Raw genomic sequence first — 3,946 nt, 5'->3', positions numbered from 1 at the left:
AGCACTCCGCACCGTAGCGTAGCTCTGCCGCCCGTTTGGTCCTGAAAGACGGCCATCCACGGTGAACGGTGGCCTTGCCCTCGACACGACGGTCGATCGGGAGGATGACGGAACCGGCGGGTCCCACCGCGGCAATTCCTTCCGCACGTAATGCCCGGAGGAATCGGTCGCGATTCTGGCGATTCCCCAGATCGAGATAGACAGCGTATCCGATATCGCCCTCAATATCCGGGGATTTGCGGAGCTTGATCCCTGGAAGGTCGGCAATGCTCTCACGCACGAAGCGCGCATTCTGCCTCAGCCGAGAACAGATTGTTTCCAGTTTTTCAAGCTGGGCTTTGAGCACCGCTCCCGTGAATTCGCTCATTCGGAAATTGCAGGAGGCATAGGGAGCCACGATCCCTCCTTTGAGCATTTCCTGGTAGGGAGACCGAAGGGTGCCCACGTCGTGGAAGCGAAGTGATCGCTCGAAAAGGATGACGTCGTTGGTGACAACAGCTCCCCCTTCTCCGGACGTGATTGTTTTGCTCAACTGGAAGCTATTGATACCGATATCTCCGAGAGTGCCCACATAGCGGCCTTTATATTTACCCCCCACACATTGTGCGAAATCCTCCAGCACGCGCAGGCCGTACTTTTTCGCAATATCCATAATCGGTTCGAGATCCGCCGGCGTCCCCTGGAGGTGACAGACGATAATCGCCTTGGTTTGAGGAGTGATTTTGGATTCAATATCTGTGGGATCAATATTGAATGACTCGTCCACTTCCGCGAATACCGGCAGCCCACCTGCAAGAACTATTGCGTCATAATCCGCATACCACGTCCAAGCAGGGAGGATTACCTCATCGCCCGGCCCCACTTCCAGCGCCGCCATAGCCGTTACCAACGCTGTGGTCCCGGAAGCCACGCCGAGGGCGTACTTCACCCCCAGGTGTGCGGCGTAAGCCTTCTCAAATTGGAGCACCTTCGAGTTTCCATGCCACCAGCGGAACGGTTGCCGGGACTCCAAAACCTCAATCAATTCCTGTTTTTCGCGATCATCGTAGAATTGCGGGCCATAGGGCCTCGCAGATAAAAGTGACTTTCTGACAGGTTCCCCTCCCTCAATCGCCAGCCGTTCAGGAGAAGACTGGGCGGCCTCCCCTCGTGCCAGCCTGGAACTCATGGCCGCGCCCCCGAGGAGACCCAGCGTCATCAAAAACTCCCGCCGACTCGTATTTGGAAAGAACATGGCACGCCCTCCATCCATCACGCCGCACCGGCAGTCGGCCGGCGGCGACAATCAAATTACCTTGCCCACCCGAGAATTGCGACTTTTAATGATTGCCAGCATGCTGTTTTTTATGCAGCATAATACTTGGCCACCTTGCGTATCGCAGCACCTACCTGTCGGATATATTCCTCTTCCATGAATTCTGTGACAGGTAATCGGATACAGGTCGTTAAAATGGCTTCTGCCTCGGGGCAATGGTGCTGGGTATAGTCCATTTTTGTCAGCCCCATTTCTTTAACAGGCCAGCGTCCCGCAAAAAATGCGTGCTTCTGAAAGACGGGCTCTGCGTACAACGGCTTACCAATATAACCACCAATTGCAGGAACACCTTCCGCTTGCAGGGCGCGGACAAATTGCGATCGACTACACCGCAACTCGTCCAGCTTCAGTCGGAACATATAGTACCAATAGACAGCCCGGTCTTCCGGGTGAACCTGATGCGGCATAATGCCAGGACAGCCGCTGATGATCTCTGTGAGAAGATTTCCCAGTCGTGATCTTTTCTCCGCAATTCCTTCCAAACGCGTGAGCTGGGCGGCAGCGACAGCCGCCTGCGGCTCGCTCATTCGGTAATTTGTGGCGAACACCTCCAGCCCCAACCCGCGGGTTCGATCGTATCCCTTGTCACCAAAACGCTGAATATTCGGTCCGAACTGGTCGCTGTTCGTTCCCACTACCCCACCATCGCCGCATGTGACGTGCTTGCTGTTTTGAAGCGAAAAACAGGCGAAATCTCCAATGGTGCCGATCGGTTTGCCACGATACTTGGCTCCCCAGGCCTGACAACAATCCTCAATAAGCACCAGGTTGTGGCGGTCTGCGATCTGCCGCAGAGCCTCCATATCACAGGGATTCCCCATCAGATGCACCGCGATGATTGCCCGAGTCCGCGGCGTGATTCGCTTTTCCACATCTTCCGGGTCGAGATTAAACGTAGCCGGCCCCAGGTCCGCGAAGACCGGCACGGCCTGCTGGTAGATAACGCCGATGACGGTGCCAATATCGGTGATCGGCGAGGTGATGACCTCGTCGCCCAGCCCGATGCCCGCCGAGGCGACCGCGATATGCAAAGCTGCCGTGCCCGAGGAGCATGTCTGCACATACTTCACCGGGCAAACTTCTTGAAATCGTCTTTTGAGGAGTGCGGTTTGGGGCCCACCCCAGTAAAACAACGTCGATTGGTTGAGCATTTCCTGCAGTTGCCGGAGTTCGGGTTCCCCCCAGCGTTTGCCGCTCCCAGCCCCGACAGTGACGGCCCGCGGTCCGCCCTCGATGGCCAGTTTGGCAAATTCTTCGGCATTGGCCGAGCGAAATATACCGTTACTTAGAAACATGCCCAATGCAACCGCCGAGGAACTCTGACGAACAAAATCGCGGCGGTTCACACTGTGTTTAGCTCGGCGTTGAGACATCCCACACTCCTCCAGGCCGGAAAACGCGAAAGATTCACCACCGAACGATCTGGTGAGGCTTTATGCAAGCATCGCTCCCCGGATGGCGCCACTCAATTTAAGACGCCCCGTTTTGCCTGTCAACCGTGCGCCAACAAATTTTTATTTCCCGAACTTCCCCGGGGTCAGCGAGCAATCAGTGGGTGTGGATCACTGAGAAACCCAGTCCAACCCTACATCGAGCCAAACCGCTTTGTGGGTCAGCGCGCCCACACTGATTCGCTCGACGCCCGTTTCGGCTACCGTTCGGACGTTGGACAAATCGATGCCACCCGACGCTTCCAGCTCCACCTCCGGGGCCAAACTATTGCGGATGGCGACCGCCTCTCGAAGCATGGCGGGAGTCATGTTATCGAGCAGCACGATGTCCGGCCGTTCCGGAAGAACCGCCTCAAGCTGCTGCAGGTCATCCACTTCGATTTCCACCACAACCGGTTTGTCCAGTCGAGAACAGAACTCGCGCGCCAGCGTTACGGCTCGCTTTGCCGCCGCCAGCCGATCTCCGCGACACGACTCAGTCAACCAGGCCAGATGGTTATCCTTTATCAGTACTGCTGCATTGAGTCCTAAACGGTGATTGCGCCCACCGCCACATCGTACGGCATATTTTTCGAGCAATCGCCATCCGGGTGTGGTCTTCCTCGTGTCGTAAATCTTCGCCCGAGTGTGCCTCACTTCGTCCACGTAGCGCCGAGTGAGAGTTGCTATGCCTGACAGTTTTCCCAGAAAATTCAAGATGATTCTCTCCGCGGCGAGGATTGCGCGCACAGGACCGGATATTCTGCCGATGACACTCCCCTTCGCTACAGGGGTTCCATCTTGGGCGAGCGGCTCCCAACTCAATGAGCTTCCTATCTCTTCAAAGACAACAGGGACCGTCGGAAGACCTGCCAGTACTCCATCAACTCGGCTGACAACTAACGTCTCTCCCCAGGCATCGCCGGAAACGATTCCCAGGGTGGTGATATCGCCTTCACTACCCAGGTCCTCGTGAATCGCCATCCGCACGAGCTGGCGGCAGTTTTGCTCCAAATCTGGTCCCCAGGTAAGCTGTGGAAAATCTTCCATGGCGCCATCCACCTTTTACCGTTATCTGGAACCTCGATTCCACACATAACTTCCCATCATGTATGGAAAGGATCCTTTAGAAGATTAATTCAGCCCCCGCTCTGTGAGCGCATCGCGCTCTGCTTTAACACCTGGAGGGCCGCCAGACTGA

The 3,946-nt window shown here is 56.1% G+C and carries 3 protein-coding genes; all 3 read right to left on the bottom strand.

Annotated features, from left to right (window positions below; genetic code table 11):
• The coding region (locus H5U08_RS12225; protein ID WP_297033409.1) for a DegT/DnrJ/EryC1/StrS family aminotransferase at positions 1-1,234 on the bottom strand (1,234 nt) is incomplete at its 3' end.
• A 110-nt stretch (positions 1,235-1,344) separates the two neighbouring features.
• The gene (locus tag H5U08_RS12220) at positions 1,345-2,688 is read right to left on the bottom strand and encodes a DegT/DnrJ/EryC1/StrS family aminotransferase (protein ID WP_297033407.1); all 1,344 of its coding nucleotides are present in this window, start codon (positions 2,686-2,688) and stop codon (positions 1,345-1,347) included.
• 189 nt (positions 2,689-2,877) lie between these two features.
• A complete protein-coding gene (nadC, locus tag H5U08_RS12215) occupies positions 2,878-3,795 on the bottom strand; it encodes a carboxylating nicotinate-nucleotide diphosphorylase (protein ID WP_297033404.1) in 918 nt (305 codons plus the stop codon).
• Positions 3,796-3,946 lie beyond the last annotated feature (151 nt).

The sequence above is a fragment of the Thermogutta sp. genome (assembly GCF_014359955.1).
Classification (GTDB): Bacteria; Planctomycetota; Planctomycetia; order Pirellulales; family Thermoguttaceae; genus Thermogutta.
This window is presented reverse-complemented; position numbering and strand designations above follow the sequence as displayed.

What these genes read in the sequence shown, in the direction of transcription:
- H5U08_RS12220 (WP_297033407.1), bottom strand. Translation starts at nt 2,688, where the DNA reads ATGTCTCAACGCCGAGCTAAACACAGTGTGAACCGCCGCGATTTTGTT.
- nadC (WP_297033404.1), bottom strand. Translation starts at nt 3,795, where the DNA reads ATGGAAGATTTTCCACAGCTTACCTGGGGACCAGATTTGGAGCAAAAC.